Source organism: Actinoplanes sp. CA-252034, from assembly GCF_050956125.1.
GTDB lineage: Bacteria > Actinomycetota > Actinomycetes > Mycobacteriales > Micromonosporaceae > Actinoplanes.
Genome location: NZ_CP191846.1, coordinates 634278 through 660446 on the forward strand (window position 1 = coordinate 634278; position 26169 = coordinate 660446).

Annotated in this window: 29 protein-coding genes and 3 tRNA genes; all 32 read left to right on the plus strand. The window is 67.1% G+C overall.

Features of this window, described 5'->3' with window-relative positions; translation table 11 throughout:
* Positions 1 to 36 precede the first annotated feature (36 nt).
* Positions 37 to 109, plus strand: a tRNA-Thr gene (locus tag ACQPZW_RS02950).
* Positions 110 to 159: 50 nt separating this feature from the next.
* Positions 160 to 232: transfer RNA gene (locus ACQPZW_RS02955), tRNA-Met, on the plus strand.
* Between the two features lie 106 nt (positions 233 to 338).
* Positions 339 to 506, plus strand: a complete 168-nt coding sequence (gene rpmG / locus ACQPZW_RS02960) for a 50S ribosomal protein L33 (protein WP_014687739.1) — start codon at positions 339 to 341, stop codon at positions 504 to 506.
* A 220-nt stretch (positions 507 to 726) separates the two neighbouring features.
* Positions 727 to 1173 carry a MaoC family dehydratase N-terminal domain-containing protein gene (locus ACQPZW_RS02965; protein ID WP_364071501.1) on the plus strand — a complete coding sequence of 149 codons (447 nt, stop codon included), beginning with the start codon at positions 727 to 729 and terminating at the stop codon, positions 1171 to 1173.
* A complete protein-coding gene (locus tag ACQPZW_RS02970; RefSeq protein WP_433793307.1) occupies positions 1173 to 1568 on the plus strand; it encodes a MaoC family dehydratase in 396 nt (131 codons plus the stop codon). Before ACQPZW_RS02965 ends, ACQPZW_RS02970 begins: the two co-directional genes overlap by 1 nt.
* Before the next feature lie 81 nt (positions 1569 to 1649).
* Positions 1650 to 1722, plus strand: a tRNA-Trp gene (locus ACQPZW_RS02975).
* A gap of 109 nt (positions 1723 to 1831) precedes the next feature.
* Positions 1832 to 2197: a preprotein translocase subunit SecE gene (secE, locus tag ACQPZW_RS02980; protein ID WP_433793308.1), complete on the plus strand. Its 366-nt coding sequence runs from the start codon at positions 1832 to 1834 to the stop codon at positions 2195 to 2197.
* A gap of 57 nt (positions 2198 to 2254) precedes the next feature.
* Positions 2255 to 2959 carry a transcription termination/antitermination protein NusG gene (gene nusG, locus ACQPZW_RS02985; RefSeq protein WP_433793309.1) on the plus strand — a complete coding sequence of 235 codons (705 nt, stop codon included), beginning with the start codon at positions 2255 to 2257 and terminating at the stop codon, positions 2957 to 2959.
* A gap of 77 nt (positions 2960 to 3036) precedes the next feature.
* The gene (gene rplA / locus ACQPZW_RS02990) at positions 3037 to 3750 is read left to right on the plus strand and encodes a 50S ribosomal protein L1 (protein ID WP_433793310.1); all 714 of its coding nucleotides are present in this window, start codon (positions 3037 to 3039) and stop codon (positions 3748 to 3750) included.
* A 96-nt stretch (positions 3751 to 3846) separates the two neighbouring features.
* Positions 3847 to 4668 (plus strand): ATP-binding cassette domain-containing protein, encoded by an 822-nt coding sequence (locus tag ACQPZW_RS02995; RefSeq protein ID WP_433793311.1) that lies wholly within the window; start codon positions 3847 to 3849, stop codon positions 4666 to 4668.
* Positions 4665 to 5363: a hypothetical protein gene (locus tag ACQPZW_RS03000; RefSeq protein WP_433793312.1), complete on the plus strand. Its 699-nt coding sequence runs from the start codon at positions 4665 to 4667 to the stop codon at positions 5361 to 5363. Before ACQPZW_RS02995 ends, ACQPZW_RS03000 begins: the two co-directional genes overlap by 4 nt.
* Before the next feature lie 309 nt (positions 5364 to 5672).
* Positions 5673 to 6218 (plus strand): 50S ribosomal protein L10, encoded by a 546-nt coding sequence (gene rplJ, locus ACQPZW_RS03005; protein ID WP_433793313.1) that lies wholly within the window; start codon positions 5673 to 5675, stop codon positions 6216 to 6218.
* Positions 6219 to 6267: 49 nt separating this feature from the next.
* Positions 6268 to 6648 (plus strand): 50S ribosomal protein L7/L12, encoded by a 381-nt coding sequence (gene rplL / locus ACQPZW_RS03010; RefSeq protein WP_188120950.1) that lies wholly within the window; start codon positions 6268 to 6270, stop codon positions 6646 to 6648.
* Positions 6649 to 7245: 597 nt separating this feature from the next.
* The gene (locus ACQPZW_RS03015) at positions 7246 to 10686 is read left to right on the plus strand and encodes a DNA-directed RNA polymerase subunit beta (protein WP_433793314.1); all 3441 of its coding nucleotides are present in this window, start codon (positions 7246 to 7248) and stop codon (positions 10684 to 10686) included.
* 89 nt (positions 10687 to 10775) lie between these two features.
* The gene (locus ACQPZW_RS03020) at positions 10776 to 14666 is read left to right on the plus strand and encodes a DNA-directed RNA polymerase subunit beta' (protein ID WP_433793315.1); all 3891 of its coding nucleotides are present in this window, start codon (positions 10776 to 10778) and stop codon (positions 14664 to 14666) included.
* Between the two features lie 99 nt (positions 14667 to 14765).
* A complete protein-coding gene (locus ACQPZW_RS03025) occupies positions 14766 to 15080 on the plus strand; it encodes a hypothetical protein (RefSeq protein ID WP_433797404.1) in 315 nt (104 codons plus the stop codon).
* A 64-nt stretch (positions 15081 to 15144) separates the two neighbouring features.
* The gene (locus ACQPZW_RS03030; protein WP_433793316.1) at positions 15145 to 15672 is read left to right on the plus strand and encodes a hypothetical protein; all 528 of its coding nucleotides are present in this window, start codon (positions 15145 to 15147) and stop codon (positions 15670 to 15672) included.
* Positions 15673 to 16101: 429 nt separating this feature from the next.
* Positions 16102 to 16476 carry a 30S ribosomal protein S12 gene (gene rpsL / locus ACQPZW_RS03035; protein ID WP_014440718.1) on the plus strand — a complete coding sequence of 125 codons (375 nt, stop codon included), beginning with the start codon at positions 16102 to 16104 and terminating at the stop codon, positions 16474 to 16476.
* 1 nt (position 16477) lies between these two features.
* Entirely contained in the window at positions 16478 to 16948 is a 471-nt protein-coding gene (gene rpsG / locus ACQPZW_RS03040) for a 30S ribosomal protein S7 (protein ID WP_433793317.1), read from the plus strand.
* 84 nt (positions 16949 to 17032) lie between these two features.
* Positions 17033 to 19129: an elongation factor G gene (fusA, locus tag ACQPZW_RS03045; protein ID WP_433793318.1), complete on the plus strand. Its 2097-nt coding sequence runs from the start codon at positions 17033 to 17035 to the stop codon at positions 19127 to 19129.
* A 118-nt stretch (positions 19130 to 19247) separates the two neighbouring features.
* Positions 19248 to 20441 (plus strand): elongation factor Tu, encoded by a 1194-nt coding sequence (gene tuf, locus ACQPZW_RS03050; RefSeq protein WP_106315560.1) that lies wholly within the window; start codon positions 19248 to 19250, stop codon positions 20439 to 20441.
* Positions 20442 to 20765: 324 nt separating this feature from the next.
* Positions 20766 to 21074, plus strand: a complete 309-nt coding sequence (gene rpsJ, locus ACQPZW_RS03055) for a 30S ribosomal protein S10 (protein ID WP_007073037.1) — start codon at positions 20766 to 20768, stop codon at positions 21072 to 21074.
* 10 nt (positions 21075 to 21084) lie between these two features.
* Positions 21085 to 21744, plus strand: a complete 660-nt coding sequence (rplC, locus tag ACQPZW_RS03060) for a 50S ribosomal protein L3 (RefSeq protein WP_433793319.1) — start codon at positions 21085 to 21087, stop codon at positions 21742 to 21744.
* Positions 21741 to 22388 carry a 50S ribosomal protein L4 gene (gene rplD, locus ACQPZW_RS03065; protein ID WP_433793320.1) on the plus strand — a complete coding sequence of 216 codons (648 nt, stop codon included), beginning with the start codon at positions 21741 to 21743 and terminating at the stop codon, positions 22386 to 22388. The genes rplC and rplD overlap by 4 nt, the downstream gene beginning before the upstream one ends.
* Positions 22385 to 22687 carry a 50S ribosomal protein L23 gene (gene rplW, locus ACQPZW_RS03070; protein WP_092548809.1) on the plus strand — a complete coding sequence of 101 codons (303 nt, stop codon included), beginning with the start codon at positions 22385 to 22387 and terminating at the stop codon, positions 22685 to 22687. Before rplD ends, rplW begins: the two co-directional genes overlap by 4 nt.
* 14 nt (positions 22688 to 22701) lie before the next feature.
* Positions 22702 to 23541, plus strand: a complete 840-nt coding sequence (gene rplB / locus ACQPZW_RS03075; protein ID WP_433793321.1) for a 50S ribosomal protein L2 — start codon at positions 22702 to 22704, stop codon at positions 23539 to 23541.
* Positions 23542 to 23554: 13 nt separating this feature from the next.
* On the plus strand, positions 23555 to 23836 hold the full coding sequence (rpsS, locus tag ACQPZW_RS03080; RefSeq protein ID WP_433793322.1) for a 30S ribosomal protein S19: 282 nt from the start codon (positions 23555 to 23557) through the stop codon (positions 23834 to 23836).
* Between the two features lie 31 nt (positions 23837 to 23867).
* Positions 23868 to 24311: a 50S ribosomal protein L22 gene (rplV, locus tag ACQPZW_RS03085; RefSeq protein WP_433793323.1), complete on the plus strand. Its 444-nt coding sequence runs from the start codon at positions 23868 to 23870 to the stop codon at positions 24309 to 24311.
* Positions 24311 to 25162 carry a 30S ribosomal protein S3 gene (gene rpsC, locus ACQPZW_RS03090; RefSeq protein WP_433793324.1) on the plus strand — a complete coding sequence of 284 codons (852 nt, stop codon included), beginning with the start codon at positions 24311 to 24313 and terminating at the stop codon, positions 25160 to 25162. Before rplV ends, rpsC begins: the two co-directional genes overlap by 1 nt.
* A gap of 3 nt (positions 25163 to 25165) precedes the next feature.
* Positions 25166 to 25591, plus strand: coding sequence for a 50S ribosomal protein L16 (gene rplP, locus ACQPZW_RS03095; protein WP_014440729.1), 426 nt, complete (start codon positions 25166 to 25168; stop codon positions 25589 to 25591).
* A complete protein-coding gene (gene rpmC, locus ACQPZW_RS03100) occupies positions 25591 to 25824 on the plus strand; it encodes a 50S ribosomal protein L29 (RefSeq protein ID WP_183222837.1) in 234 nt (77 codons plus the stop codon). The genes rplP and rpmC overlap by 1 nt, the downstream gene beginning before the upstream one ends.
* The gene (gene rpsQ, locus ACQPZW_RS03105; protein WP_433793325.1) at positions 25821 to 26096 is read left to right on the plus strand and encodes a 30S ribosomal protein S17; all 276 of its coding nucleotides are present in this window, start codon (positions 25821 to 25823) and stop codon (positions 26094 to 26096) included. Before rpmC ends, rpsQ begins: the two co-directional genes overlap by 4 nt.
* Positions 26097 to 26169 lie beyond the last annotated feature (73 nt).

Consider the following 26169-nt stretch of genomic DNA (forward strand, 5'->3'; position numbering starts at 1 on the left):
TCTTACCCGTGCAGCAAGCGAGTCATCGCAAGCAGCGCCCCCTTAGCTCAGTCGGCAGAGCGTCTCCATGGTAAGGAGAAGGTCTACGGTTCGATTCCGTAAGGGGGCTCTACCGGGTTCGTTCCGCCTTGCCTGGCGCTGGACATGTGAGCCTGGCTCGGCGGTGTAGCTCAGATGGCAGAGCAAGCGGCTCATAATCGCTGTGTCGCCGGTTCAAGTCCGGCCACCGCTACTTTCCTGTGGACCCCACCCGGGGCACCACTTTGCGAAGCGGCGGACCGAGCGTCTACGCTGGTTCGTCGTCAGTAAGTAAACCGTTAGCAGGAAGGCACCCCGCCGTGGCCAAGGCGACCGACGTCCGTCCGAAGATCACCCTGGCGTGCACGGAGTGCAAGGACCGGAACTACATCACCAAGAAGAACCGGCGTAACGACCCGGACCGCGTGGAGCTGAAGAAGTTCTGCCCGCGCGACGGGAAGCACACCCTGCACCGCGAGACGCGCTGAGCGTACCGCCAAGATCTTTACCACTGCGCCGCCCGGATCCGTCCGGGCGGCGCAGTGTCGTTTCCGGAGCAGCGCGGCGCGGTCGGTTTCCGGGTCAGCGCGGCGCGGTCGGTTCCAGGGTCAGCGCGGCGCGGTCGCTTCCAGGGTCAGCGCGGCCAGGTAAATATTTTTGCACTCGTAGTGCTATATCTGCGCGGCCCTCGACAGGTAGTTTGTGGACATGCCTCTGGACCAATCCTTCGTGGGCCGCAGCTGGCCGCCCACCGAGCCCTACCTGGTCGGCCGCGAGAAGATCCGGGAGTTCGCGCGGGCGATCGGCGCCACCGACGCCGAATATCACGATCCCGAGGCGGCCCGGGCGCTCGGCTACGCCGACGTGGTGGCCCCGCCCACCTTCCCCGTCGCGATCACGATGCCGGCCAGCCGTGAGGTCGTCGCCGACCCCGCGCTCGGTGTCGACTACAGCCGGGTCGTCCACGGTGACCAGCGCTTCGCGTACACCCGTCCGGTCGTCGCCGGCGATGCTCTCGTCTGCGTCAACACGGTCGAGGAGATCCTCAGCCGGGGCGGGCACGAGTTCCTCACCACCCGCACGGACGTGACAACCGAGGCCGGCGAACCGGTCGTGACCGTCTGGTCGAAACTCGTGGTGCGGGGAGAGGACTGATGAGCGCAGAGCTGGAGCCGCAGACCTTCCGGGTGACCCGGGCCGACCTGGTCCGCTACGCGGGGGCCTCGGGTGACTTCAACCCCATCCACTGGAGTGACCGGATCGCCACTGGAGTGGGACTGCCCGGCGTCATCGCGCACGGCATGTTCACGATGGCACTGGTGGGCCGCGCGGTCACCACGTGGGCCGGTGCCGCGGACGCGGTCGTCGAGTTCAGCGTGCGTTTCAGCCGTCCCGTCCCGGTGCCCGACACCGACGAGGGGACCGACGTCGTGGTTTCCGCCTCGGTGAAGGAGGTCACCGACGAGGGACACACTCGGCTGAGCCTGACTGCGACGTGCAACGGGGACAAGGTACTGTCCATGGCACAGGCGCTCATCAGGAAGCGGTAGCCCGGGTTGGGATAACAGCGGGCGTACCCGTACACTGGTGCGCCGTGGGGCTCTGAAGTCGCGAGGCGACAGGTCCCGCAAAGGGGTGTAGCTCAATTGGCAGAGCAGCGGTCTCCAAAACCGCAGGCTGCAGGTTCAAGTCCTGTCACCCCTGCGCAATCCTCCTCGACGTGCCCGCCCGGTGCGCGGTCCGCACTGCTTCCGCGTCTGGTCGGGTTCTGACAGGACCATCGGAGAACCACCGACGACGGAAGTAGGGCGAAGTGGCCGAGAAGGACCGCCCCCGTGACGACGTCCCCGGCGATGACGAGGTTTTCGCCGACGCCGCCGCCGGTGATGTGCCGGATGACGACGCGCTGGTGACCAGTGGCGCCGGTGGTGGCACTGCCGTCGCCGAGCGTGTGAAGGACGAGAGCCCCAAGGCCAGGAAGTCCGGCCGCGGCCCGTTCGGTCGGATCGGTGGTTTCTTCCGCGAGGTCACGAGCGAGCTCCGTAAGGTCATCTGGCCGACTCGCAAGGAGCTTCTGACCTACACCGGCGTGGTGATCGTCTTCGTGGTGATCATGACGACTCTGGTGGCCGGTCTGGACTACGGCTTCGGTAAGGCGATCCTCTGGGCGCTGGGCTGATCCGCGACACCGGAGCCCGGCCCCGAACCGTAGAGACTTATTTGGAAGTGAGCGAGCGTGCCTGAGTACGACGACGAGACCACTGACGAGCAGTCGTCGCTGGACATCGACGAGTCGGTGGAGACGGCCGACGAGTCGGCCGTGGCCCAGGCGCCCGAGGTCGACGAGGACTACGACCCGGTCAAGGAGCTGCGGCAGAAGCTGCGGTATGCGCCCGGCGACTGGTACGTCGTGCACTCCTACGCCGGTTACGAGAACAAGGTCAAGACCAACCTCGAGACCCGGATCACGAGCCTCGACATGGAGGACTTCATCTTCCAGGTCGAGGTGCCGACCCGCGAAGAGGTCGAGGTCAAGAACGGCAAGCGCAACCAGGTGCAGGCCAAGGTCTTCCCCGGCTACATCCTCGTCCGGATGGACCTGACCCCGGAGTCGTACTCCTGCGTGCGCAACACGCCCGGCGTGACCGGCTTCGTGGGCGCCACCGACCGGGTCGACCGGCCGGCGCCGCTCTCCCTCGACGAGGTGCTGAAGTGGCTGGCCCCGGCCGTGCAGGCCGAGGAGAAGAAGGCCAAGCCCGAGATCAAGGTGCTCGACTTCGAGGTCGGCGACTCGGTCACCGTCACCGACGGCGCGTTCGCCTCGCTGCCGGCCTCGATCAGTGAGATCAACGCCGACCAGCAGAAGCTGAAGGTCCTGGTGTCGATCTTCGGCCGGGAGACCCCGGTCGAGCTGAACTTCAACCAGGTCACCAAGATCTGATCGCCGGATCCCCGGCGATATCAGTGGGAGGGGCCGCCGTCGTGCGGTCCCGCCAACAACCACAGGAGTATCGAGTAATGGCACAGCGCAGCAAGGCGTACCGCGCCGCTCAGGAGAAGATCGACGCCAACAAGCTCTACGAGCCGAAGGACGCGATCACTCTCGCCAAGGAGACCAGCCCGAGCAAGTTCGACGCCACCGTCGAGGTCGCGATGCGCCTCGGTGTCGACCCGCGTAAGGCCGACCAGATGGTCCGCGGCACCGTCAACCTGCCGCACGGCACCGGTAAGACCGCCCGCGTCATCGTGTTCGCCCAGGGCGCGAAGGCCGAGGAGGCCGTCGCGGCCGGCGCCGACGAGGTCGGCACCGACGAGCTCGTCGCCCGGATCCAGGGTGGCTGGCTGGACTTCGACGCCGCGATCGCGACGCCGGACCAGATGGCCAAGATCGGCCGGATCGCCCGCATCCTCGGCCCGCGTGGCCTGATGCCGAACCCGAAGACCGGCACCGTCACCGTCGACGTGACCAAGGCCGTCAACGAGATCAAGGGCGGCAAGATCACCTTCCGGGTGGACAAGCACTCCAACCTGCACCTGATCATCGGCAAGGCGTCCTTCTCGCCGGAGCAGCTGATCGACAACTACGCCGCGGTCCTCGACGAGGTCCTGCGGTCGAAGCCGTCGGCGGCCAAGGGCAAGTACCTGAAGAAGGTCACCATCGCCACCACGATGGGCCCCGGCGTCCAGGTCGACCCGAACGTGCAGAAGAACCTGCACGGCGAGACCGCCTGACATACCGCCTCACGCCGAGCCCCCGGGGACTTCCCCGGGGGCTCGACGCTTTTCCGGGCCTGTGTGCGGGGCACGGTCTGTGGCAGGCTGTCGGCCGTGCGTTTCGACGACGTCTGGTTCCGGTACGCCCGCCGCGCCCCGTGGACGCTGCACGGAGTGGGAGCCGCCATCGAGCCGGGCCGGACGATCGTGGTCCTCGGCCGTAACGGCGCCGGCAAGTCCACGCTGCTCCAGCTGGCCGCCGGGGTGCTGCGCCCGACCCGGGGCTCGGTTCGTGACCGGCCGGCCGTCGTCGGCTGGGTCCCCGAGCGCTTCCCGGCCGCGCAGCCGTTCACCACACTGGGCTACCTGCGTGCGATGGCCGGGGTGCGCCGTCTGCCGCAGGCCGCCGTCGACCCGTGGATCGACCGTCTGGGGCTGACGGGCCACGCCGGCACCCCGCTCGCCGAGCTGTCGAAGGGCACCGCACAGAAGGTCGGCCTGGCCCAGGCGCTGCTCACCCCGCCGGGCCTGCTGGTCCTCGACGAGCCCTGGGAGGGCCTGGACGCCCCGTCCCGTGAGCTGATTCCGCAGATCGTCGCCGAGGTCACCGGCGCCGGCGGCACGGTCCTGGTCAGTGACCATCGCGGCGAGATCGCCAACCTGCCGGGCGCGCTGCACTGGACGGTCGCCGACGGCACCCTCCGTGCCGGGCCGGACCCGGTTCCCGCCGACGGCGATGCCGACGACGTGGTGGTGGAGATCCTGGTGCGGCGGCACGAGGCCGCCGCGACGATGGACCGGCTGGGCGCGTCCGGTCACCGTGTTCACGGGGTCCGGGATCTCGACCCCTCGGGGGTACGCCGAGAGCGCTCCGGCGTGGCCGAGAGGATGTCGGGCGTACCCGAGCGGGGCCCTGAGCCGGGGGAGGGGCGATGATCGCGCTCACCCGGATGCGCCTGGCCGGTTTCGCGCGCGGTGGCCGGGCCACGGCGCCGCTGATCACCGTGCTGGCGGTCCTGTCCGTTCTCTACGGCGGCGGGCCGTCCTCCGCCTCGACCGCCTACGGCTACTCCGCGGCGTGCCTCTTCCCGATCCTGGCGTGGCTCACCAAGCTCGTGCTGGACGCCGAACCGGACGCACAGCGCAGGCTGGCCCGCCTGGCCGTCGGCCCGCTCCGGGAGGCGGCGGCCGGCCTGCTCGCCGCGGCGGTCCTCGCGATCGGGGTGTGCGTGCTGGCGATGCTGGCGCCTCTGCCGTTCCGCGCGATCACCGGCCCCGAGCCCGGTTCGCTGGAGCCGAGTCTTGCGACGGGTGTGCTCCTCGGTGTTCTTGCTCACCTTCTGTCGGTGGCCGCGGCGGTGGCGCTGGGCGCTCTCGCGGGCCGGGCCGTCACCCGCCGGATCCTGCCGGGAGTGGGCATCCTGGTGAGCGGGTCGATCCTGGCCGTGGTCCTGGGCTTGAGCGACTCGGTCGTCCCCTGGCTGGTGCCCCCGCTGATGGCGACGTCCCGTGCGCTGAGCGGGCGGACCGCCCCGTCCGTGGTCGAGGTGTTCGTGCTGGTCGGGTGGACGGCACTGTGGTGCACCGCGGTCCTCGGCGTCTACGCCCGCCTCCGGCGCGACCGCTCGTGACGGCATTGCCGGGACCGGCCCAAACAGGCGGGACGGGGCCGATTTGGTTTTCGGCGGCGGGTCCGCGTACTCTCTCGTCTTGAAGTTCCACCCATAGACCGCTGGTCGCCGCAGCGATCGTCGTCAAGACGGACGCCGCGGCCGAAGGTCCCGCCTAAAGTGGGCGACCCGTGCAGGGAAGAACGGATCGTGATCGTCGGCCGCGCCCGTGCGCGTGTGTTCGAGTCCGCCCCGTGCCCTGCGCCGGGGCGTTTTGCTTTTCTTGCGGACCCTCTCGACCAGTGGCTGAAGCACTGAGAGAGGAGGGACATGGCGGACAAGCCGGTCCGGGCCGATAAGGCTTCGGCCGTTGCCGAACTCACGGACCACTTCCGTGCTTCGGCAGCCACCGTGTTGACCGAATACCGCGGCCTCACCGTGAAGGAGCTCACTGAGCTCCGGCGGTCGCTGGGCGGCGAGAACAAGTACGCCGTCGCCAAGAACACGCTTGCGAAGCGTGCTGCCAGCGACGCGGGTATCGAGGGTCTCGACGCGCTGTTCACCGGTCCTACCGCGCTCGCCTTCGTGAACGGTGACGTGGTCGAGGCGGCCAAGGGCCTCCGTGCCTTCGCCAAGGCCCACCCCGTTCTGGTCATCAAGGGCGGTGTCTTCGAGGGCAAGGCCATCACGGCGGACGAGGTCAACAAGCTTGCCGACCTCGAGTCCCGTGAGGTGCTGCTGGCCAAGCTGGCCGGCGCCATGAAGGCCAACCTGAGCAAGGCCGCTGCCACGTTCCAGGCGCCCCTCACCAAGACGGTGCGCACGGTCGAGGCTCTGCGGGCGCAGCGCGAGCAGGCCGGTTCCGCGGAGGCCTGAGCCTCGCGTGAACCGTTAAACGTCAAAGTTCTTAGGAAAGGTTGCCACCATGGCGAAGATCAGCACTGAAGACCTGCTCGAGGCCTTCAAGGAAATGACCCTCATCGAGCTCTCCGAGTTCGTGAAGCAGTTCGAGGACGTCTTCGACGTCAAGGCTGCCGCTCCGGTCGCCGTCGCCGCCGCCCCGGGTGCCGCCCCGGCCGAGGCCGAGGCCGAGAAGGACTCCTTCGACGTGGTCCTCGAGGGCGACGGTGGCAAGAAGATCCAGGTCATCAAGGTCGTGCGTGAGCTGACCGGCCTGGGCCTCAAGGAGGCCAAGGACGCCGTCGAGTCCGCCCCCAAGGCGATCCTCGAGGGTGTCAACAAGGAGAAGGCCGAGGCCGCCAAGGCCAAGCTCGAGGGCGAGGGCGCGAAGGTCACCCTCAAGTGATCTGACGCTCCACAGCGTTCTGCTTCGATGGCGGGGATCCTCGACGGATCCCCGCCATTGTCGTTCCCGGCGTTCAGGCAGCTCACCGAGGCCGTCGTGGCCGGCTGCGGACCGGCGCGGCAAAGAGTGTCAAACCTCGCTAACCATGCGTTATGGTCCGATTGGTGTGCCGGGCGGATGACCGCGACCGTCCGACCCGCGGCACAGCCCTTGACTGTGTGTCGGCGGGCAGGCACGCTGACATCAGCAAGTTTCCGCGCTTGCGACAGCCGCCCTACGGGTAACGGGGGTTTACCTCCGATACCCGTCGGACCGGCACCAGAGGAGACAGCCGCGTTTCTGAGCGGCCCCGTCACAGCACTGACCGTGGATGCGCAGGTCAGGAGCGATGGGGACACGTTCCGCAGGCGACCTCGGGTGTGGGGCTGGACAGCGGTTAGCCGAGCGGCTACACTGCTAGTTTGCGCTGCCTTCTGCCTTGCCTTCGACTGAGATATCCATGTGGATAACTCTCTTGGGGGCTCATTGGAGTGCACGCAGACCAGTTGCACCAGCAACTCAGCCGCATAGCAGCACCGGTCCTCGGAAGGACGCATCTTGGCAGCTTCCCGCCCTGCGAAGACCAGCCGTACGTCGAGCGCTTACGCACCCCGCCGGGTCTCTTTCGGCCGGATCACCGAGCAGCTAGAGGTCCCCAACCTCCTCGCCCTCCAGACGGAGTCGTTCGACTGGCTGGTCGGCAACGAGGCTTGGCAGGCCCGGACGACGGACGACCCGCACGCCCACTCGGGCCTCGCAGAGATCCTCGAAGAGATCAGTCCCATTGAGGACTTCTCCGGCACCATGTCGCTGTCCTTCTCAGCTCCGCGCTTCGACGAGGTCAAGGCCTCGATCGAGGAGTGCAAGGAGAAGGACCTGACCTACTGTGCCCCGCTGTTCGTGACCGCGGAGTTCACCAACAACACCACTGGCGAGATCAAGAGCCAGACCGTGTTCATGGGTGACTTCCCGATGATGACCCCCAAGGGGACGTTCGTCATCAACGGCACCGAGCGGGTCGTGGTGAGTCAGCTCGTCCGTTCGCCGGGCGTGTATTTCACCAAGGAGCCGGACAAGACCTCCGACCGCGACCTCACCAGCGTCAAGGTCATCCCGAGCCGGGGTGCCTGGCTGGAGTTCGACATCGACAAGCGCGACACGGTCGGTGTCCGCATCGACCGCAAGCGCCGGCAGGCCGTCACCGTCCTGCTGAAGGCGATCGGCTGGTCCGCCGACCAGATCCGTGAGCGGTTCGGCTGGTCCGAGCTGCTCATGACGACGCTGGAGAAGGACCACATCGCGGGGCAGGACGAGGCCCTGTTGGACATCTACCGCAAGCTCCGCCCTGGCGAGCCGCCGACGCGTGAGAACGCGCAGACCCTGCTCGACAACCTCTTCTTCAACCCGAAGAGGTACGACGTCGCCAAGGTCGGCCGTTACAAGTTCAACAAGAAGCTCGAGATCGACGTCCCGATCGTCCGGGGCACGCTCTCCGAGGAAGACATCGTCAAGACCGTGGACTACCTCTGCCGGCTGCACGCCGGTGAGGACGGTTACGAGCCGGACGACATCGACCACTTCGGCAACCGGCGTCTGCGTACGGTCGGCGAGCTCATCCAGAACCAGGTCCGCGTGGGCCTGTCCCGGATGGAGCGCGTCGTCCGCGAGCGGATGACGACCCAGGACGTCGAGGCGATCACCCCGCAGACCCTGATCAACATCCGGCCCGTCGTGGCCGCGATCAAGGAGTTCTTCGGCACCTCGCAGCTGTCGCAGTTCATGGACCAGACCAACCCGCTCGCGGGTCTGACCCACCGTCGCCGTCTGTCGGCGCTGGGTCCCGGTGGTCTGAGCCGTGAGCGGGCCGGCTTCGAGGTTCGCGACGTGCACCCGTCCCACTACGGCCGGATGTGCCCGATCGAGACGCCTGAGGGCCCGAACATCGGTCTGATCGGCGCGCTCTCGACGTTCGCGCGGGTCAACCCGTTCGGCTTCATCGAGACGCCGTACCGGAAGGTCGAGAACGGCGTCGTCAGCGACGAGGTGCACTACCTCACCGCTGACGAGGAGGACCGGTTCATCAAGGCCCAGGCGAACGCGGTGTTGTCAAGTGACAACACCTTCGCCGAGGACCGCGTCCTGGTCCGCCGTAAGGGCGGTGAGGTCGACTACGTGCCCGGCACCGAGGTCGACTACATGGACGTCTCGCCGCGGCAGATGACCTCGGTCGCGACGGCGATGATCCCGTTCCTCGAGCACGACGACGCCAACCGTGCCCTCATGGGCGCGAACATGCAGCGTCAGGCCGTGCCGCTGGTCAAGGCCGAGTCGCCGCTCGTCGGCACCGGTATGGAGTACCGCGCCGCGGTCGACGCCGGTGACGTGGTCGTCGCCGAGGTCGGCGGCGTGGTCGAGGACCTGTGCGCCGACTACGTGACGGTGCACCAGGACGACGGCCACCGGCGTACCTACCTGCTGCACAAGTTCCGCCGCTCGAACGCCGGCTCCTGCGTCAACCAGAAGCCGATCGTGTTCGAGGGTGACCGGATCGAGGCCGGCCAGGTCATCGCCGACGGTCCCTGCACCGACGAGGGTGAGATGGCGCTCGGGCGCAACCTCCTCGTCGCGTTCATGTGCTGGGAGGGCCACAACTACGAGGACGCGATCATCCTGTCGCAGCGCCTCGTGCAGCAGGACGTCCTCACCTCGATCCACATCGAGGAGCACGAGGTCGACGCCCGCGACACCAAGCTCGGCCCGGAAGAGATCACCCGCGACATCCCGAACGTCAGCGAAGAGATGCTGGCCGACCTGGACGAGCGCGGCATCATCCGGATCGGCGCCGAGGTCGTGCCCGGCGACATCCTGGTCGGCAAGGTCACCCCGAAGGGCGAGACCGAGCTGACCCCGGAGGAGCGCCTGCTGCGCGCCATCTTCGGTGAGAAGGCCCGGGAGGTCCGGGACACCTCGCTGAAGGTTCCGCACGGCGAGACCGGCACCGTCATCGGTGTCCGGACCTTCTCCCGCGAGGACGGCGACGAACTGCCCCCCGGCGTGAACGAGCTGGTCCGGGTCTACGTCGCCCAGAAGCGGAAGATCCAGGACGGTGACAAGCTCGCGGGCCGGCACGGCAACAAGGGCGTCATCTCCAAGATCCTGCCGGTCGAGGACATGCCGTTCCTGGAGGACGGCACCCCGGTCGACATCGTGCTCAACCCGCTCGGTGTGCCCTCGCGTATGAACATCGGCCAGGTTCTGGAGACCCACCTCGGGTGGATCGCCAAGACCGGCTGGTCGGTCGAGGGTGAGGACGAGGAGTGGAAGCGTCAGCTCCGCTCGATCGAGGCCCACGAGTCGGTTGCCGACAGCAATGTCGCGACTCCGGTCTTCGACGGTGCTCAGGAGGAGGAGATCAAGGGCCTCCTCGAGTCGACGCTGGTCAACCGCGACGGTAAGCGGCTGGTCAACGGCGACGGTAAGGCGCAGCTGTTCGACGGCCGCTCCGGTGAGCCTCTGCCGGACCCGATCTCGGTCGGCTACGTCTACATCCTCAAGCTGAACCACCTGGTCGACGACAAGATCCACGCTCGGTCGACCGGCCCGTACTCGATGATCACGCAGCAGCCGCTGGGTGGTAAGGCGCAGTTCGGTGGCCAGCGGTTCGGCGAGATGGAGTGCTGGGCCATGCAGGCCTACGGGGCGGCATATGCCCTGCAGGAGCTGCTCACCATCAAGTCCGACGACGTCCTCGGCCGAGTGAAGGTCTACGAGGCCATCGTCAAGGGCGAGAACATCCCGGAGCCGGGAATCCCCGAGTCGTTCAAGGTGCTTCTCAAGGAGCTCCAGTCGCTGTGCCTGAACGTCGAGGTGCTGTCCAGCGACGGTGTGGCGCTCGAGATGCGTGAGACCGACGACGAGGTCTTCCGGGCCGCGGAGGAACTCGGTATCGACCTGTCGCGTCGCCCGAACGAGGGCGTCAGCAGCGTCGAGGAGATCTGACGGAAGGCGGCCCCGGCTCGTATGAGCCCGGGGCCGCCACCCGCCGGCCTTGAATTCACCCGAGCAACGAAACACGAGGGATAGTCCAAGTGCTCGACGTCAACTTCTTCGACGAGTTGCGCATCGGCCTTGCTACCGCTGACGACATCCGGCAGTGGTCGCACGGCGAGGTCAAGAAGCCCGAGACGATCAACTACCGCACCCTCAAGCCCGAGAAGGACGGACTCTTCTGCGAGAAGATCTTCGGTCCTCAGCGGGACTGGGAGTGCTACTGCGGCAAGTACAAGCGGGTCCGGTTCAAGGGCATCATCTGTGAGCGCTGCGGCGTCGAGGTGACCCGGTCCAAGGTCCGCCGTGAGCGCATGGGTCACATCGAGCTGGCCGCGTCGGTGACCCACATCTGGTACTTCAAGGGTGTCCCGAGCCGGCTCGGCTACCTGCTGGACCTTGCTCCCAAGGACCTCGAGAAGATCATCTACTTCGCCTCGTACGTGATCACGAGCGTTGACGCCGAGTCGCGTCACCGTGACATGTCCACGATCGAGAACGAGATCTTCGCCGAGAAGCGCCAGTCGGAGAACAGCCGCGACTCGGAGATCGAGAAGCGGGCTGCGAAGCTGGAGCAGGACCTCGCCGAGCTCGAGGCCGAGGGTGCCAAGGCCGACGTGCGCCGCAAGGTCAAGGAAGCCGGCGAGCGCGAGATGCGCCAGATCCGGGACAAGGCCCAGCGCGAGATCGACCGCCTCGACGAGGTGCTCGACACCTTCCGCAAGCTCGACTCCAAGCAGCTGGTCACCGACGAGCTGCTCTACCGCGAGCTGCGTGACCGCTTCGGTGAGTACTTCACCGGCGGCATGGGTGCCGAGGCCATCAAGGCGCTGCTCCAGAACATGGACCTGGACGCCGAGGCGGAGAACCTTCGGGAGATCATCCGCAGCGGCAAGGGCCAGCGGAAGATCCGGGCGCTCAAGCGGCTCAAGGTCGTCGCGGCGTTCCTGAACACCCGCAACTCGCCGCTCGGCATGGTCCTGGACTGCGTCCCGGTCATCCCGCCGGACCTGCGCCCGATGGTGCAGCTCGACGGTGGCCGTTTCGCCACCTCCGACCTGAACGACCTGTACCGCCGGGTCATCAACCGGAACAACCGCCTCAAGCGTCTGATCGACCTCGGTGCTCCCGAGATCATCGTCAACAACGAGAAGCGGATGCTCCAGGAGGCCGTCGACGCGCTGTTCGACAACGGTCGTCGTGGCCGGCCGGTCACCGGTCCGGGTAACCGCCCGCTGAAGTCGCTGTCGGACATGCTCAAGGGCAAGCAGGGCCGGTTCCGTCAGAACCTGCTCGGCAAGCGCGTGGACTACTCCGGTCGTTCCGTCATCGTCGTCGGCCCCCGGCTCAAGCTGCACCAGTGCGGCCTGCCGAAGCAGATGGCGCTGGAGCTGTTCAAGCCGTTCGTGATGAAGCGCCTGGTCGATCTGAACCACGCGCAGAACATCAAGTCCGCCAAGCGGATGGTCGAGCGTCAGCGCCCGGTCGTGTGGGACGTCCTCGAAGAGGTCATCAGTGAGCACCCGGTTCTGCTGAACCGCGCGCCCACCCTGCACCGCCTCGGCATCCAGGCCTTCGAGCCCCAGCTGGTCGAGGGCAAGGCCATTCAGATCCACCCGCTCGTCTGTACGGCGTTCAACGCCGACTTCGACGGTGACCAGATGGCGGTGCACGTGCCGCTGTCGGCCGAGGCGCAGGCCGAGGCCCGGATCCTGATGCTGTCGTCGAACAACATCCTCAAGCCGGCCGACGGCAAGCCGGTCACCATGCCCACCCAGGACATGGTCATCGGGCTGTACTACCTGACGCACCAGACCGTCGGTGCCAAGGGTGAGGGCCGGGTGTTCAGCTCGGACGCCGAGGCTCGGATGGCGTTCGACAACGGTGAGCTGCACCTCCAGGCGTCCATCAAGGTCCGCCTCCGCGAGATCATCGGCGTGGACAACGGTGCCAAGGGCGAGGCCTGGGTCGCGCCCGAGGACTGGGTGGAGGGTGACCAGGTCCTGGTCGAGACCACCCTGGGCCGTGTCATCTTCAACGAGACGCTGCCTCCGGGGTACCGGTACGTCAACTACGAGATCCGCAAGGGTCAGCTGTCGGCGATCGTCAACGACCTCGCCGAGCGCTTCCCGAAGGTCGCCCTGGCCGCGACCCTCGACGCGCTCAAGGAGGCCGGCTTCCACTGGGCCACCTGGTCCGGTGTGACGATCGGTATGGGCGACGTCATCGCACCGCCGCGCAAGCCGGAGATCCTCGCCCGCTACCAGGGTGAGGCCGACCAGATCGACAAGCAGTACCAGCGCGGTCTGATCACCTCCGAGGAGCGTCGTAGCGAGCTCATCGACATCTGGACCAAGGCGACCAACGAGATCTCCAAGGAGATGGAGACCGCGCTGCCGCAGGAGAACCCGCTCTGGGTCATGATCAACTCCGGCGCCCGCGGTAACCTCCTCCAGCTCCGGCAGATCGCCGCGATCCGTGGTCTGGTGGCCAACCCCAAGGGCGAGATCATCCCGCGCCCGATCACCTCGTCGTACCGTGAGGGTCTGACCGTTCTGGAGTACTTCATCTCCACGCACGGTGCCCGTAAGGGTCTGGCCGACACCGCGCTGCGTACCGCCGACTCGGGTTACCTGACCCGTCGTCTGGTGGACGTCTCGCAGGACGTCATCATCCGCGAAGAGGACTGCGGCACCGAGCGCGCGATCCCGATGCAGGTGGGCGAGCGCGAGGCGGACGGCAAGCTGGTCGTCCACGTGCACGCCGAGACCGGTGTGCACGCCCGGACGCTGGCCGACGACATCAGCGACAGCAACGGCAACCTGGTGGTGGCCCGCGGTGACGACCTCAACTCGATCCTCGTCGACAAGCTGGTCGCCGCGGGTGTCGAGAACGTGCGGGTCCGCAGCGTGCTCACCTGTGAGTCGAAGCTGGGCGTGTGCGCGGCCTGCTACGGCCGGTCGCTGCCGACCGGCAAGGCGGTCGACATCGGCGAGGCCGTCGGCATCATCGCGGCCCAGTCGATCGGTGAGCCCGGCACGCAGCTGACGATGCGTACCTTCCACACCGGTGGTGTCGCGGGTGAGGACATCACCCAGGGTCTGCCGCGTGTCCAGGAGATCTTCGAGGCCCGTGTGCCCAAGGGCAAGGCGCCCATCGCCGACACCCCGGGACGCGTGCGCATCGAGGACGGCGAGCGCTCTCGCAAGATCATCGTGGTGCCGGACGACGGCAGCGAGGAGATCGTCTACGACAAGATCTCCAAGCGCGTCAAGCTGCGCATCCCGGACGGCGGCCACGTCGGCGTCGGCGAGAAGCTCACCGAGGGCACCATCGACCCGCACGAGCTGCTGCGCATCATGGGCCCGCGTGCGGTCCAGGTCCACCTGACCAGTGAGGTCCAGGAGGTCTACCGCTCGCAGGGTGTGCTCATCCACGACAAGCACATCGAGATCATCATCCGCCAGATGCTCAAGCGGGTGACGGTCATCGACTCCGGTGCCACCGAGTTCCTGCCGGGCATCCTGGTCGACCGGGCGCTCTTCGAGTCGGAGAACCGCCGGCTCGTCGGCGAGGGTGGCGAGCCCGCCGCCGGTCGTCCGGTGCTCATGGGTATCACCAAGGCCTCGCTGGCGACCGACTCCTGGCTCTCGGCGGCCTCCTTCCAGGAGACCACCCGGGTGCTCACCGACGCTGCGATCAACTCGCGCAGCGACTCGCTGGTGGGCCTCAAGGAGAACGTCATCATCGGTAAGCTCATCCCGGCCGGTACCGGTATCTCCAAGTACCGCAACATCCGGGTCGAGCCGACCGAGGAGGCCAAGGCGAAGGTGTACTCGATGACCGGGTACCCGGAGACCGACTACGGCTTCGGGCCGGCCAGCGGGCAGGCTGTGCCGCTGGACGACTTCGACTTCGGGTCGTACCGCTAAGGGTTTCTCCCCATGGGGCGGTCGCGCATGGCGCGGCCGCCCCATGGGCGTTCCTAAGATGGTCTGGTGACTCTTCCCGTCGTCCCCACCCGCCACCCGATGGACCCGGAGCCGGTGCCGGCGACGAAGGCGCGGGCCGTCTTCGCCCTCGGCCTGGTGGGGCTGCTCACCGGCCCGCTCGTGGGCGGGGTGATTCCGGCCACGCTGGCGTTGCTGCTGGCCCGCCAGGCGGCCCGTCAGGCCTATGCGGCGGGCGGCTACCTGACCGGCTCGGCCTGGATCCGGCGAGGGCAGCGGCTCGCCTGGGCGGGGCTGGTGCTCGCCCTGACCGCGTTGGTGGTCTTGCTGATCGCCGGCCTGCTCCACCTGGCCGCGGCGCCCACGGGGCAGGACTTCGCCCCGGGCACCGACTGAATCCGCCGCCACGGCCGCACAGGGTGGGCTGCAGCGGGGCTCGTACGGGTGACATGCTTTCGATATGACGCAACCCCCCGGCCCGCCGTACCAGCCGTCGTTCGGCCCTCCGCCGACGCCGTACAGTGCGCCGCCCTCGGCGTATGCGTCGCCGCCCTACGCCTACGTGCCGCCTCCGCCGCCCACCGCGGCCTGGCAGCCCGAGCGGGTGGATCAGGTGACCGGGACCGGGTTCGGCCTGGTCCACCTCCAGGTGGCCCCGCTCACCTCGGGTGCGGCGATCGGGTCGCTGGTGGCCGGCATCGGTGCGATCCTGGTCTCGATCGCGGTGCTCTGCTTCGGGCTGTCCGGGGCGGAGGAGGGGTGGGGCGGTTGGATCGCTGGGGCGTTCGTTCTGCTCAGCGTGATGGCGTGCGCGGGCGCGGTGTCGCTCGGGGTGTTCGCCCGCCGGCAGATCGCGAGACCTGCCGCGCCCGGCCGGGTCCGGTTCACCGGACGGGGGCTGAGCACGGCCGGGATCGCCTGCGGCATCACCGGCGCCGCACTGTCCCTGGTGGCTCTCGGCCTGGGTCTGGCACTGCAGTTGTCATGAGCGCTCAACACCGCTGTGACACTGCCCAGAGCGCAGATCCGGCACCGCGGAGATGGTGCGCAGGAGTACCCGGTACACTGGTATACGGAGATGTCCATCGTGGGAGCCTGGGCTCATTTTGACCTGGGTGCGCAGGGTGGGTAGTCTTTCCCCTCGTGCCCGGGCTCGCCCGGGCAACTCGTGCGTGCACCCGTTTCGGAACGTGCGACGGGTAGAGCACCACGACGAACAGGGTCGGCGAACGGCCCTGTTCACACAGACAACATCCGGAGCGCGTGAACCTTTCACGCGCGATGGGACCGTGAGCCGGACGACACGCCCGACCGCGGGTGCGGGACACTCCCCACCGGGGAGGGTCCGGCACACAGAGGCAGACATACACGGTGCGGCCGTATTACAGGAAGCGGCCGAAGGGAGCGGAGAAACCCGGTGCCCACGATCCAGCAGCTGGTCCGCAAGGGCCGCCAGGCGAAGACGAGCAAGACGAAGACGCCGGCGCTGAAGGGAAGTCCTCAGCGGCGCGGCGTGTGCACGCGCGTGTACACCACCACCCCCAAGAAGCCGAACTCTGCGCTGCGCAAGGTCGCTCGTGTGAAGCTCAGCAGCCAGATCGAGGTGACGGCGTACATCCCGGGCGTCGGCCACAACCTGCAGGAGCACTCCATCGTGCTCGTGCGTGGCGGTCGTGTTAAGGACCTTCCGGGCGTCCGCTACAAGATCGTTCGCGGTTCGCTGGACACCCAGGGTGTCCGGAACCGCAAGCAGGCCCGCAGCCGTTACGGCGCGAAGAAGGAGAAGAGCTGACATGCCGCGTAAGGGACCCGCTCCGCGCCACCCTGTGGTCGCTGACCCGGTGTACAACTCCCCGCTGGTAACGCAGCTGGTCAACAAGATCCTCACGGCCGGCAAGCGTCAGCTCGCCGAGCGCATCGTGTATGGAGCCCTGGAAGGCGCCCGCGAGAAGAGCGGCACCGACCCCGTGGTGATCCTCAAGCGCGCCATGGACAACGTCAAGCCGACCCTCGAGGTTCGCAGCCGCCGTGTCGGTGGCGCGACCTACCAGGTTCCGGTCGAGGTCCGCACCCCGCGCCAGACCACCCTCGGTCTGCGCTGGCTGGTCCAGTACTCCAAGGCCCGCCGCGAGAAGACCATGATCGAGCGCCTCCAGAACGAGCTGCTCGACGCCAGCAACGGCCTGGGTGCCGCTGTCAAGCGTCGCGAGGACACTCACAAGATGGCGGAGTCCAACAAGGCCTTCGCGCACTACCGCTGGTAAGAACCTGCTGCGGGCCCGGCAACCGCCGGGCCACGGCAGTCGTACCGGTCCACGAGACGACGACGAAGAAAAGTAGGGATGGACGTGGCCGCCGCAGACGCGCTCGCCAAGGTTCGCAACATCGGCATCATGGCGCACATCGACGCTGGTAAGACGACGACGACTGAGCGCATCCTGTTCTACACCGGCATCACGTACAAGATCGGTGAAGTCCACGAGGGCGCCGCCGTCATGGACTGGATGGAGCAGGAGCAGGAACGCGGTATCACCATCACTTCCGCCGCCACCAAGTGCGAGTGGAAGGGCCACACGATCCAGATCATCGACACGCCCGGCCACGTCGACTTCACGGTCGAGGTCGAGCGGTCGCTGCGTGTGCTCGACGGTGCGGTCGCGGTGTACGACGGGGTTGCCGGCGTGGAGCCCCAGACCGAGAACGTCTGGCGTCAGGCGGACAAGTACGACGTCCCCCGGATGTGCTTCGTCAACAAGCTCGACCGGACCGGCGCCGACTTCTTCCGCTGCGTGCAGATGATGATCGACCGGCTCAACGCCACCCCGCTGGTCCTCCAGATCCCGATCGGGCTCGAGGGCGACCACATCGGTGTCGTCGACCTGATCGAGATGCGCGCGCTCACCTGGCGTGGGGAGACCCAGAAGGGTGAGGACTACGCGGTCGAGGAGATCCCGGCCGACCTCGCCGACCAGGCCGCCGAGTGGCGCGAGAAGCTCATCGAGACCCTCGCGGACGTCGATGACGCCGTGATGGAGAAGTACCTCGAGGGCGAAGAGGTCTCGGTCGAGGAGATCCGGGCCGCCATCCGGCGCGCCACGATCGCCAGCAAGGCCAACCCGGTGCTCTGCGGCTCGGCGTTCAAGAACAAGGGTGTGCAGCCGATGCTGGACGCCGTTGTCGAGTTCCTGCCGTCGCCGCTGGACATCCCGGCCATCGAGGGCACCGCGACCGACGGCGAGACCGTGGTCCTGCGGAAGCCGTCGAACGACGAGCCCTTCTCGGCGCTGGCCTTCAAGATCCAGACCGACAAGCACCTCGGCAAGCTCACGTACGTCCGGGTCTACTCCGGAACGCTCGAGACCGGTACTCAGGTGATCAACTCCACCAAGGACCGGAAAGAGCGGATCGGCAAGATCTACCAGATGCACGCGAACAAGCGTGAGGAGCGCGCCACCGCGCAGGCCGGCGACATCATCGCCGTCCAGGGTCTGAAGCAGACCACCACCGGTGACACGCTCAGCGACCCGGCCAAGCCGGTCATCCTCGAGTCGATGACCTTCCCGGAGCCGGTCATCCAGGTCGCCATCGAGCCGAAGACCAAGTCGGACCAGGAGAAGCTGGGCACTGCGATCCAGCGTCTGGCCGAGGAGGACCCGACCTTCCGCGTCTTCAACGACGAGGAGACCGGTCAGACGATCATCGCCGGCATGGGCGAGCTCCACCTGGACATCCTGGTGGACCGCATGCGCCGCGAGTTCAGCGTCGAGGCCAACATCGGCAAGCCGCAGGTGGCCTACCGCGAGACGATCCGCGGCACTGTGGAGAAGCACACGTACGTCCACAAGAAGCAGACCGGTGGCTCGGGCCAGTACGCGAAGGTCGTCGTCAACGTCGAGCCGCTGCCGCTCGACGCGGACGGCCCCACGTACGAGTTCGTGAACGCGGTGACCGGTGGACGCATCCCCAAGGAGTTCATCCCCTCGGTGGACGCGGGTGCGCAGGACTCCCTGCAGTACGGCGTCCTCGCCGGCTACCCGCTGGTCGGCGTGAGGTTCACGCTGGTCGACGGTCAGTACCACGAGGTCGACTCCTCCGAGATGGCGTTCAAGATCGCCGGCTCCATGGCGATGAAGGAAGTGGCCCGCAAGGCCGACCCGGCTCTCCTCGAGCCGATGATGGCCGTTGAGGTCACCACCCCTGAGGACAACATGGGTGACGTCATCGGCGACCTCAACTCCCGGCGTGGCATGATCCAGTCGATGGAGGAGCGCCACGGCGCTCGCGTCGTCAAGGCTCTGGTCCCGCTCTCGGAGATGTTCGGCTACGTCGGCGACCTCCGGTCGAAGACTGCGGGCCGGGCGAGCTACAGCATGCTGTTCGACTCCTACGCCGAGGTTCCTCAGAACGTGGCGAAGGAGATCATCGCTAAGGCCACCGGCGCCTGATGCGTTGAGGCACGTGCGGCCTGTCGAGGGCCGCACGTGCACTGGCAGTCGACAGAGTCCTGAGCGCCTTACTGGCGTGCCGGGCGAAAAGTAATGATCAGTCCACAGGAGGACACCAGTGGCGAAGGCGAAGTTCGAGCGGACTAAGCCGCACGTCAACATCGGCACCATTGGTCACATCGACCACGGTAAGACGACGCTGACTGCGGCCATCACGAAGGTCCTGCACGACGAGTTCCCGGACCTGAACCCGTACACCCCGTTCGACGAGATCGACAAGGCGCCTGAAGAGAAGGCCCGTGGTATCACGATCTCGATCGCGCACGTCGAGTACCAGACCGCGGCGCGTCACTACGCGCACGTGGACTGCCCCGGCCACGCCGACTACATCAAGAACATGATCACCGGTGCCGCGCAGATGGACGGCGCGATCCTGGTGGTCGCCGCGACCGACGGCCCGATGCCGCAGACCAAGGAGCACGTCCTCCTGGCCCGCCAGGTCGGCGTTCCGTACATCGTCGTCGCCCTGAACAAGAGCGACATGGTCGAGGACGAGGAGCTCCTGGAGCTCGTCGAGCTCGAGGTTCGCGAGCTGCTCAGCACCTACGAGTTCCCGGGCGACGACCTGCCGGTCGTGCGCGTCTCGGCGCTCAAGGCCCTCGAGGGTGACCCCGAGTGGACCGGCAAGCTCCTCGAGCTGATGAACGCGGTCGACACCGCGATCCCGCAGCCCGAGCGTGAGACCGAGAAGCCGTTCCTCATGCCGATCGAGGACGTCTTCACGATCACCGGCCGTGGCACCGTGGTGACCGGTCGCGCCGAGCGTGGCATCCTCAAGCCGAACGAGGAGGTCGAGATCGTGGGTATCCGCGAGAAGTCGACCAAGACCGTTTGCACCGGCATCGAGATGTTCCGCAAGCTGCTCGACGAGGCTCGCGCTGGCGAGAACGTCGGCCTGCTGCTCCGCGGCATCAAGCGCGAGGACGTCGAGCGCGGCATGGTCGTCGTGAAGCCGGGTACCTCTACTCCTCACACGGAGTTCGAGGGCCAGGTCTACATCCTCTCGAAGGAGGAGGGTGGCCGGCACACCCCGTTCTTCCAGAACTACCGGCCGCAGTTCTACTTCCGCACCACGGACGTCACCGGCGTCGTCACGCTGCCCGAGGGCACCGAGATGGTCATGCCGGGCGACTCCACCTCCATGTCCGTGAAGCTGATCCAGCCGATCGCCATGGACCAGGGTCTGAAGTTCGCGATCCGTGAGGGTGGCCGCACCGTCGGCGCCGGAACGGTCACGAAGATCACCAAGTGATTGAGGGCTCTGCCCTCAGGTGACCCCGATTGGTAATGCCGGATTCAATCCGGCATACTAGTCAGGTTGCGTCCGCGCGGGGTGGGTAGCTGTCCTCAGTTGCCCACCCTCGCCGGGTGTCCGGGTGTGTTCTGTTTGCCGCCCGACACCACAGATCCCCGTGATCGACTGGAGTGCTTGACACTCTGCCTGGGCTCCATAGGCCCGGAGGCGCGACACGCCCGACCGCGGGGTCGGACAACGCAGGATCAAGCGTCCTGCGGGCATGCGGAGGTTACCCGCTTCCGCAGGTAGCGGCATCGAGAGAAGGAAACAGAAGCCACCATGGCGGGACAGAAGATCCGCATCCGGCTCAAGGCCTATGACCACGAGGTCGTCGACTCCTCGGCGCGGAAGATCGTCGAGACGGTGACGCGTACCGGGGCGCAGGTCGCAGGCCCGGTGCCGCTGCCCACGGAGATCAACCGTTTCTGCGTGATCCGTTCGCCGCACAAGTACAAGGACTCGCGCGAGCACTTCGAGATGCGCACGCACAAGCGTCTGATCGACATCATCGACCCGACTCCGAAGACGGTCGACTCGCTCATGCGCCTCGACCTGCCGGCTGGCGTCGACATCGAGATCAAGCTGTAGGGACCGGACAATGGACAGGCAAGTTAAGGGGATCCTGGGCGCCAAGCTCGGCATGACCCAGGTCTGGGATAACAACAAGGTCGTCCCGGTAACCGTGGTGCAGGCCGGCCCTTGTGTCGTGACCCAGGTCCGTACCGATGAGAAGGACGGCTACGCGGCTGTCCAGCTGGCGTACGGCGCGATCGACCCGCGGAAGGTGAACAAGCCGGAGAGCGGCCAGTTCGCCAAGGCCGGCGTTTCGCCGCGCCGCCACGTGGTGGAGCTGCGCACCGTCGACGCCAGCGAGTACGAGCTCGGCCAGGAAGTCACCGTTGACGCGTTCACGGTCGGCCAGCCGATCGACGTGACCGGTAAGACCAAGGGCAAGGGCTACGCCGGTGTCATGAAGCGTCACGGCTTCCACGGCCTGCGCGCGAGCCACGGTGTCGAGCGCAAGCACCGCTCGCCCGGCTCGATCGGCGCCTGCGCGACCCCGGGTCGCGTCTTCAAGGGTGTCAAGATGGCCGGTCGCATGGGTGGCAAGCGCTTCACCGTGCAGAACCTGGTGATCCAGGCGGTCGACACCGAGCGCAACCTGATCCTGGTCCGCGGCGCGGTGCCCGGTCCCAAGGGCGCGCTGATCCTTGTCCGCACCGCGGCGAAGAAGACCGCGAAGGGTGGTGCCAAGTGAGCTCGGTTGACGTGATCAATGCGGAGGGCACCAAGGCCGGCTCTGTCGACCTGCCCGCCAACGTCTTCGACGTCCAGGCGAACATTCCGCTGATGCACCAGGTCGTCGTGGCGCAGCTGGCCGCGGCCCGTCAGGGCACGCACAAGGCCAAGACGCGCGGCGAGGTCTCCGGCGGCGGCAAGAAGCCGTACAAGCAGAAGGGCACCGGTCGCGCCCGTCAGGGCTCGATCCGCGCGCCGCAGTTCACCGGCGGTGGCGTCGTGCACGGTCCCGTGCCGCGCGACTACAGCCAGCGGACCCCCAAGAAGATGAAGGCCGCCGCTCTGCGTGGCGCCCTCTCCGACCGGGCTCGTGACGGCCGCGTGTTCGTGGTCGAGGCGTTCGTCACCGGCGACAAGCCGTCGACCAAGGCCGCCATCACGACGCTGCGCAAGGTCGCCCAGACCACCAAGGTCCTGGTCGTTCTGGACAGCCAGGACGAGCTGAACTGGGTGTCGCTGCGCAACGAGCCGACCGTTCACCTCCTCGAGGCCGGCCAGCTCAACACCTACGACGTGCTGGTCGCCGACGAGGTGGTCTTCACGAAGGCCGCGCTCGACGAGTTCCTGGGCGGGTCCGAGAAGTCCGAGGAGGGCGACAAGTGAGCACGATCGCCGACCCGCGCGACATCATCGTCGCCCCGGTGGTCTCCGAGAAGAGCTACAGCGTTCTCGACCAGAACTGGTACACGTTCGAGGTCCGTCCGGACGCGAACAAGACCCAGATCAAGATCGCGATCCAGCAGATCTTCAACGTCCGCGTGCTGACCGTGAACACGGCGAACCGCGAGGGCAAGCGCAAGCGCACCAAGACCGGTTGGGGTCAGCGCAAGGCGACCAAGCGCGCGATGGTGAAGCTGGCTGACGGTGACCGTATCGAGGCCTTCGGCGGCCCGGTCAGCTAAGGGGTTTGTGAATCATGGCAATCCGTAAGTACAAGCCGACCACTCCGGGCCGTCGTGGCTCGAGCGTCGCCGACTTCGCCGAGATCACTCGGTCGACGCCGGAGAAGTCGCTGCTGGTCCCGCTGCCCAAGAAGGGCGGCCGCAACGTTCACGGCCGGATCACCACCCGTCACCAGGGTGGCGGCCACAAGCGTCAGTACCGCCTGATCGACTTCAAGCGGAACGACAAGGACGGCGTGCCGGCCAAGGTCGCTCACATCGAGTACGACCCCAACCGCACCTCCCGCATCGCGCTGCTGCACTACGCCGATGGTGAGAAGCGCTACATCCTGGCGCCGAAGGACCTGAAGCAGGGCGACCGCGTCGAGTCGGGCGTGGGCGCGGACATCAAGCCGGGGAACAACCTTCCCCTGCGCAACATCCCGGTCGGTACGACGATCCACGGTGTGGAGCTTCGTCCCGGCGGTGGAGCCAAGCTGGCCCGTTCGGCCGGCGTCGGTATCCAGCTGCTCGGTCGTGAGGGTGCCTACGCCACGCTGCGTATGCCCTCCGGCGAGATCCGTCGCGTCGACATCCGTTGCCGCGCGACCATCGGTGAGATCGGTAACGCCGAGCAGTCGAACATCAACTGGGGTAAAGCCGGCCGTATGCGGTGGAAGGGCAAGCGCCCGACCGTCCGTGGTGTCGCCATGAACCCTGTCGACCACCCGCACGGTGGTGGTGAGGGTAAGACCTCCGGTGGTCGTCACCCGGTCAACCCGGCTGGTAAGCCGGAGGGCCGTACCCGCCGCAAGGGCCAGGAGAGCGACAAGCTGATCGTTCGCCGCCGCTACGCCACCCGCAAGCGCGGGTAACGGGAGTTAAAAGATGCCTCGCAGCCTGAAGAAGGGCCCGTTCGTCGACGACCACCTCCTCAAGAAGGTGGAAGTCCAGAACGAGAAGAACTCGAAGAACGTCATCAAGACCTGGTCGCGGCGTTCGACCATCGTTCCCGACATGCTCGGGCACACGATCGCTGTGCACGACGGACGTAAGCACGTCCCGGTGTTCATCAGTGAGGCGATGGTCGGGCACAAGCTCGGCGAGTTCGCTCTGACCCGGACGTTCAAGGGTCACGAGAAGGACGACCGCAAGAGCCGTCGTCGCTAGTCAGTCCACGGATAAGAAAGGGGTTACAGCGATGCCAGTAAAGAATGACGCTCCGGCGCTTCCGGGCTCTCGCGCAGTTGCGAAGCACGTCCGCATTTCGCCGAGCAAGGCTCGCCGTGTGGTCAACCTCGTCCGCGGTCTGCCCGCGAAGGAGGCGCTGGTCGTCCTGCAGTTCGCGCCGCAGGCCGCCAGCGAGCAGGTCTACAAGGTGCTTGCCAGCGCCATTGCGAACGCGGAGAACAACGAGCGGCTCGACCCCGACGCTCTCCTCGTCAGCGAGGCGTTCGTCGACGAGGGCCCCACGCTCAAGCGGTTCCGGCCGCGGGCGCAGGGCCGGGCGTACCGGATCCGCAAGCGCACGAGCCACATCACCATCGCGGTCGAGGCGGTCCAGACGGCCCGCCCGGCGAAGAAGGCCACAGCCAAGAAGGCTGCGCCGAAGGCCGAGTCCCAGAGCACGGAGGGTGCCGAGTAATGGGTCAGAAGGTTCACCCCACCGGGTTCCGTCTCGGCATCTCCACCGACTGGAAGAGCCGCTGGTTCGCGGACAAGCTCTACAAGGACTACATCGGCGAGGACGTCAAGATCCGCCGCATGATGTCCAAGGGCCTCGAGCGCGCCGGCATCTCCAAGGTGGACATCGAGCGGACCCGTGACCGGGTACGCGTCGACATCCACACCGCCCGGCCGGGCATCGTCATCGGCCGTAAGGGTGCGGAGGCCGACCGGATCCGTGGCGAGCTCGAGAAGCTCACCGGCAAGCAGGTCCAGCTGAACATCCTCGAGGTGAAGAACCCCGAGTCGGACGCTCAGCTGGTCGCGCAGGGTGTAGCGGAGCAGCTGTCCTCCCGGGTCAGCTTCCGCCGCGCGATGCGCAAGGCCATGCAGTCGGCCATGAAGAACCCGATCTGCAAGGGCATCCGGGTGCAGGTCTCCGGCCGTCTCGGCGGCGCGGAGATGAGCCGCACGGAGTTCTACCGTGAGGGTCGCGTCCCGCTGCACACGCTCCGCGCCAACATCGAGTACGGCTTCTTCGAGGCCCGTACCACGTTCGGCCGGATCGGCGTGAAGGTCTGGATCTACAAGGGCGACGCCGTTCCGGGTCGCGAGGCCGTGGCGGAGGCGCCCGCGCGCCCGCGCCGTGACCGCGCCGAGCGTCCCGAGCGTCCGCGCCGTGGCCGTTCCGGTTCGTCCGGCACGACCGCGGGCGGCACCGAGGCCGGACGGGCTGCGGCCCAGTCCCGGTCCACCGGTGACGGCGACAACGTGAACGACGCCGCGGTCGCCGCGGCTCCGGCTTCGGCCGAGACGCAGCAGGAGGGCTGACACATGCTGATGCCGCGTAAGCCCCCCAAGGGCTTCCGTAAGCCGCATCACCCGGACCGTAGTGGCGCGTCCAAGGGTGGTAACCGGGTCGTCTTCGGTGAGTTCGGTATCCAGGCTCTCGAGCCGGCGTACGTGACGAACCGTCAGATCGAGTCGGCTCGTATCGCCATGACCCGTCACATCAAGCGTGGCGGCAAGGTCTGGATCTCGATCTTCCCGGACCAGGCCCTCACGAAGAAGCCGGCCGAGACCCGCATGGGTTCCGGTAAGGGCTCTCCCGAGTGGTGGGTGGCGAACGTCAAGCCGGGACGCATCCTCTTCGAGATGTCGTTCCCGAACGAGACGGTCGCGCGTGAGGCGATGCGCCGCGCGATCCACAAGCTCCCGATGAAGTGCCGCATCGTGACACGCGAAGTGGGTGAAAGCTGATGGCAGCGGGCGTTAAGGCCGCCGAGCTCCGCGAGCTTCCTGAAGAGGAACTGGTCGCGAAGCTCCGGGAGGCCAAGGCTGAGCTGTTCAACCTTCGTGTGCAGCGCGCGACCGGGCAGCTCGACAATCACCGTCGGCTCCAGGTCGTCCGCAAGGACATCGCGAAGATCTACACGATCATGCGTGAGCGGGAGCTCGGTCTCTCGGTCGCGCCGGACGAGGTGACGGCATGAGTGAGAACACCAGCGCCGCTCCGCGCGCTCAGCGCAAGACGCGTGATGGGCTCGTGGTCAGCGACAAGATGGACAAGACCGTCGTTGTCGAGGTCGAGGACCGGGTCAAGCACGCCCTGTACGGCAAGGTCATCCGCCGTACGCGGAAGCTGAAGGTGCACGACGAGCAGAACGCTGCCGGCGTGGGCGACCGGGTCTCGATCATGGAGACGCGTCCGCTCTCCGCCACCAAGCGGTGGCGCATCGTGGAGATCCTCGAAAAGGCCAAGTGAGTGCGCTGGGCCGGCTTGTGCCGGCCCAGCGGACCATCGTTCCGCCAAGCTTCGGGCCTGTGGCCCGGAGAAC

Excerpts from the sequence above, each read along its gene's own strand:
- ACQPZW_RS02965 (WP_364071501.1), top strand. The coding sequence starts at position 727 with ATGCCTCTGGACCAATCCTTCGTGGGCCGCAGCTGGCCGCCCACCGAG.
- ACQPZW_RS02970 (WP_433793307.1), top strand. The coding sequence starts at position 1,173 with ATGAGCGCAGAGCTGGAGCCGCAGACCTTCCGGGTGACCCGGGCCGAC.
- rplA (WP_433793310.1), top strand. The coding sequence starts at position 3,037 with ATGGCACAGCGCAGCAAGGCGTACCGCGCCGCTCAGGAGAAGATCGAC.
- ACQPZW_RS03000 (WP_433793312.1), top strand. The coding sequence starts at position 4,665 with ATGATCGCGCTCACCCGGATGCGCCTGGCCGGTTTCGCGCGCGGTGGC.
- rplJ (WP_433793313.1), top strand. The coding sequence starts at position 5,673 with ATGGCGGACAAGCCGGTCCGGGCCGATAAGGCTTCGGCCGTTGCCGAA.
- rplL (WP_188120950.1), top strand. The coding sequence starts at position 6,268 with ATGGCGAAGATCAGCACTGAAGACCTGCTCGAGGCCTTCAAGGAAATG.
- ACQPZW_RS03025 (WP_433797404.1), top strand. The coding sequence starts at position 14,766 with ATGGACCCGGAGCCGGTGCCGGCGACGAAGGCGCGGGCCGTCTTCGCC.
- ACQPZW_RS03030 (WP_433793316.1), top strand. The coding sequence starts at position 15,145 with ATGACGCAACCCCCCGGCCCGCCGTACCAGCCGTCGTTCGGCCCTCCG.
- rpsG (WP_433793317.1), top strand. The coding sequence starts at position 16,478 with ATGCCGCGTAAGGGACCCGCTCCGCGCCACCCTGTGGTCGCTGACCCG.
- rpsJ (WP_007073037.1), top strand. The coding sequence starts at position 20,766 with ATGGCGGGACAGAAGATCCGCATCCGGCTCAAGGCCTATGACCACGAG.
- rplC (WP_433793319.1), top strand. The coding sequence starts at position 21,085 with ATGGACAGGCAAGTTAAGGGGATCCTGGGCGCCAAGCTCGGCATGACC.
- rplB (WP_433793321.1), top strand. The coding sequence starts at position 22,702 with ATGGCAATCCGTAAGTACAAGCCGACCACTCCGGGCCGTCGTGGCTCG.
- rpsS (WP_433793322.1), top strand. The coding sequence starts at position 23,555 with ATGCCTCGCAGCCTGAAGAAGGGCCCGTTCGTCGACGACCACCTCCTC.
- rplV (WP_433793323.1), top strand. The coding sequence starts at position 23,868 with ATGCCAGTAAAGAATGACGCTCCGGCGCTTCCGGGCTCTCGCGCAGTT.
- rpsC (WP_433793324.1), top strand. The coding sequence starts at position 24,311 with ATGGGTCAGAAGGTTCACCCCACCGGGTTCCGTCTCGGCATCTCCACC.
- rplP (WP_014440729.1), top strand. The coding sequence starts at position 25,166 with ATGCTGATGCCGCGTAAGCCCCCCAAGGGCTTCCGTAAGCCGCATCAC.
- rpmC (WP_183222837.1), top strand. The coding sequence starts at position 25,591 with ATGGCAGCGGGCGTTAAGGCCGCCGAGCTCCGCGAGCTTCCTGAAGAG.
- rpsQ (WP_433793325.1), top strand. The coding sequence starts at position 25,821 with ATGAGTGAGAACACCAGCGCCGCTCCGCGCGCTCAGCGCAAGACGCGT.